Source organism: Dysgonomonas termitidis, assembly GCF_042654545.1.
GTDB classification, from domain to species: domain Bacteria; phylum Bacteroidota; class Bacteroidia; order Bacteroidales; family Dysgonomonadaceae; genus Dysgonomonas; species Dysgonomonas termitidis.
Genome location: NZ_JBHSGN010000125.1, coordinates 1 through 4,137 on the forward strand (window position 1 = coordinate 1; position 4,137 = coordinate 4,137).

The window sequence follows — 4,137 nt, forward strand, 5'->3', positions numbered from 1 at the left end:
CGAACCTCGAGGGTCACATTCTTTTCCCCGTTCTGACCCGGATCAGGCTGAACCGGATTATCGCCATCCGTGGTGCAGCCGGTAACGGCGACCAGACAGGCCAGCAAGAAAACTTTAGTTATTAATTTCATCGTTCTATCTTTCTTTGTTAAGCATGTATTAAATCGTTATCTATCTTACCGGTTAATTATATTGTTATGTTATTGCAATACAGTGATTGTCATTACAGCGTGTCTACAGGGATGTTTCCCCAGTTCTCGAGCAGCGTGACGATAACCACATTCCCCTCGAATGAGATAAGGATCGGTATGGTGACCTCTTTGCCGTCAGCGATGACGATATTGTTGTCGGCTATGAATTTTTGCAGGTTTACGGTATGGAGCACTGTATTGTCCGTGCTGTTGTCCAGCACGTCTATCGTGATAGGGTTATCGGCCGTGAAGCGCAGCACGTCGCAGGTGGCCTGCGCCTGTTTGTTGCCCGTGTCTACCGTTACCGGCGGATAGTATGTCGTAGGGTTACCGTGGGTAACCATATTATAGTCGTATGCAGGTACAAGGTTGTTCACCCTGATATAAGGATAAAGGGAAGGCGGTGCGCCGGCGTCGGTGCTGGCCAGGCCTTTGACTTGTATGACGAGCCGGATATAGGCCGGTGTGAATGGTACCGTCTCGCTATTGGCTGTGTCCGGTTTGACCGTAAAGGTATGTTTGCCGTAATACAGGGCATCGTTGGTCGGTATGCGCGCGGAATTGAAGTAACCGGGATGAGCCGCTTCTTGCTGGCTTATACCGGCCCCATTGGACAGCCCGTTGATTTGAGTATTATCAAAAGCGTTCCCCCAGCAGACAGCTGTATAATCACCTGCCGGCAGGTATAACCGGACTCCCCGGAAGGCATCCAGATCGTTCTTATCAACTTGCACCGTCTCCACCAGCTTTCCGCTCGGATCGTATATCGCGACTGTCACCCGGCTGATATGGTCCGGAAAGTTCAGGTAGGAAAATGCGAGCGTCAGATTCTCATCCGGTGGGCAATCACTCAGGTCATCACCGATACATCCGGTGAAAAATACGGACGCAACTAGCAGGATTAATGTCTTCAGCTGTTTCATATGTGAATAATTTATTTTTGTAAGGCAATCGCAGGCAATAACCGCGTTACCGCTTGCTTGTTTATTGGCTTTATTTTTTTTGTCGTATCGTTTATTATACCGTTTTACAGGGTCCGTTTCCGGTAAGTTACCGTGAACCGCTTTATGATAAACCCTCCCGGGAGAGGAGGGGCGCCGGTCCGTTATACCCGGAACCCTTCCCCGTCCCTTCTGAAGGTTTTTGATTGGTTTCTCCGAAAGTAGCCGGGCAGTGTAAGCCCCGGCCCCTTTGAGGTGAAAGTTCAATAGCTGTTATTTAAAATACAGGATCAACGTCCACGTTTGTCCATGGAGTTACAGTAGCTGTTACTTGAATATTCTCAGTAGCATTTGTTTCCGGATCCGGAGCCAAATTTCCACCTCCTATTTTAATACCGTCACCAGTGGCAGATCCACCTATGCTGTATACTTTTCCGGGTTCCAATTGTGTTAACGGTGCTCCACCTACTTTCAGGTCTTTAATAGTAATATAAGCAGGACTAGGGAAAGAATAACCGGCAGCAGTTGCGTCCTCTATTTTTAATATGATATGGGGAATCACTGATTGGGCTACCCCGTCGATGGTTGTTCCCACAACCAACGATTTTACAGGCATTACATAATAAGACCATCTGTTAGCCGGTGTAAAGCTTGTAGCGCCTGTAACTCCTGTAAATTCATCTTTGAAACGTGCAGGGTATGAACCGTTGGTCCAAATTGCATCAGACTTGCCATAGCTCAGAATATTAGCAGTCGAAGTCGGCTTAGTTACATAGTCCGTACCGATTTGTGTGTATGTATTGTTGATATAAATCCCTGTCAGTTTGAAACTTGTCAATGGGATAGCTGCAAGCGGATCTGCCAAAATTTCTTTTATCTCGTACCGGGAAATAGCAGGAACCAGCATTACATTGGCTGTATATGCACCCGCACCTCCTGTGATAGTAGCGCGGCCGAATACATTAACACCTGTTTTCGGGTGGGTCTGACTGGCCTGTTGGAACAGTAGCTCGTTCAGTTCCGATAAAGGATCATTTGCCGCTATTGTAGTGATAGCAGGGGATGTTGCTATAGTCGCGGTATTGGCGACAATAACCACTTCGGTTACGGAACCCGGTACATCGGGAAATGTTTTACCTGACGTTACCTCCGCGGTAGTCAGCGTACCGACTTCTGCGATAACACCGCCACCGACGAAGAATACTGTCGCTTCGGCGATATCAGGTGTCACTCCTACAGCTGTCGCTTCATCGGCATAGGTCGACGGCACGGCGATACTCACGGTCACGCTTTTTTTAGGAAGATCGTCCGCCGGAGCGTTCGCATCGTCATTCGAACAGCTGCTGAATCCTAATAGCAGGGCTGTTGCTGCAATAATTGCATGTTTGAAATTTGTTTTCATTCTTTTTGTTTTAAAAATTTAATAAAATAAATAATCAATCGTCTGAATTTCTTAATTGAATTTTTGTAATTGATTTTTGAATTTTTCGAATTGTTTTTTTTGCTTTCTGACTGTTTTGCTTAATCGTTCTTTTGTTTTTTCCGGTTGTTTCTCCTGATCGTTTTTTCCGGGTATTTCTCTTAACTGTTTCTCTTAACTGTAACTGTTTCTTCCAGCTACGTTTAAATCGCTCCTTTCCTGATCTTTACGGCCCTCCTCTTTCCTTGTTGATACTTTTGTTACGTTTGTTTGTTTAATTATCATTACCTTTTATTTATATGTATGAATGGTTATTCGATTGCGGTACCGGCCTGTAAACCGTTGCCGGCGCGCCGTATGTCGACGCAAGCCGGTTTGCGGGGAAGGTTTACCGGCTTTTATACCGTTCCATTTTCTTGTTATCGACCCGTTTGGCCGTTACTTCCTCCAAGTTGCGGGCCGCTTCCTTGCTGCCGGCTGTTTTCGCCCGGTTAAACAGGGCTTCGGCCTGGTCGAGTTCCCCTGCCAGCAGGCGTATCACGCCCAGGTTGTTCAGTACGGCCGGATGGTTGCCGCCACCGGCTGTGCCGGCTGCCTTGTCCAGCAGGCGCCCTGCGCTATTCAGCTCCCCGTTCTCGATCAGCAGCGCCGCCGCGTTGACGTTTGCCGCCACATCACCGGGATAGTATCTGGGAATCGCTTCGAGCAATATATCCGTATAGTCCTTCGTGCCTTTGCCGTAACTTTGGGCCAGGTTGTAAAGCTCCAGTTGTGACAGGTCTTCCGGTTTGCGGCTATACAGCGATTTGCTTTCTTCGACAGTGTAATCCCTGACCGTATAGTCGACCTGGTATTCCACCCTGCGGAGTCCGGGGAACATATCCCGGAGCATCTGCCGGTAGGGCGCACCCTTTGCCAGGCGCATCAGGGCGCCTTCGCGTCCTTCCATTATTCCCGTGGTGGCGATAATGTCCAATATCTTATCTTTGTATTCCATACCGGAGGCCTGTACCTGTACGGCCAGCCCGTCCCAGTCCTCGGCCACAGAGGATACTTTGAAAAGGCCCTCGTCGAATCCGAACTTCGTTTTCAGGTAATCCCTCAGCGCCAGAGCCCGTTCTTTCGATAAACGCTCGTTGGTGGTGTACAATCCGTCGGGGGAAGCATAGCCTTCGATAAACAGGCCGGTAATCACCGCATCGGGGTTGTTTTTCACATCCGAGACGGCTTCGCTGATCCTGGCCAGCTCCGCGGGATTCCGGCGGAAACCGGGATCGATGGCCGACCTGCCCACCCGGAAGTCAAGGAAAGCCTTGTCCTGACGCCTGCGCGTCTTGACTTCCCTGTCCGGAACAAGGAAGGATACACCGGGGCTGACCTGATAGGGCACACGTGCTTCCAATTCCACCTTGCCGCTCAATGCCAACGCATACAGCCGTGATTCCTGCCTGTATCCCGTAACCTGCTGGTAGAGCACCAGGCGGGCGGAATCCATCCAGGATTCATAGGGGATTTTCAGGTTATACAGAAGTGTCGTATCGGTGGACGGACGGGTATTTACCTGCATCAAAGGACGATGATAGGC

At 49.3% G+C, this 4,137-nt stretch carries 3 protein-coding genes; all 3 read right to left on the minus strand.

The window, feature by feature from the left end; all coding sequences use genetic code 11:
- Nucleotides 1-223 precede the first annotated feature (223 nt).
- Nucleotides 224-1,114 carry a FimB/Mfa2 family fimbrial subunit gene (locus tag ACFO6W_RS21300; protein WP_380000248.1) on the minus strand — a complete coding sequence of 297 codons (891 nt, stop codon included), beginning with the start codon at nucleotides 1,112-1,114 and terminating at the stop codon, nucleotides 224-226.
- Between the two features lie 295 nt (nucleotides 1,115-1,409).
- Complete coding sequence (locus ACFO6W_RS21305; protein ID WP_380000250.1) at nucleotides 1,410-2,534, minus strand: hypothetical protein; 1,125 nt, start codon at nucleotides 2,532-2,534, stop codon at nucleotides 1,410-1,412.
- Nucleotides 2,535-2,940: 406 nt separating this feature from the next.
- A complete protein-coding gene (locus ACFO6W_RS21310; protein WP_380000252.1) occupies nucleotides 2,941-3,768 on the minus strand; it encodes an OmpA family protein in 828 nt (275 codons plus the stop codon).
- Nucleotides 3,769-4,137: the final 369 nt, after the last annotated feature.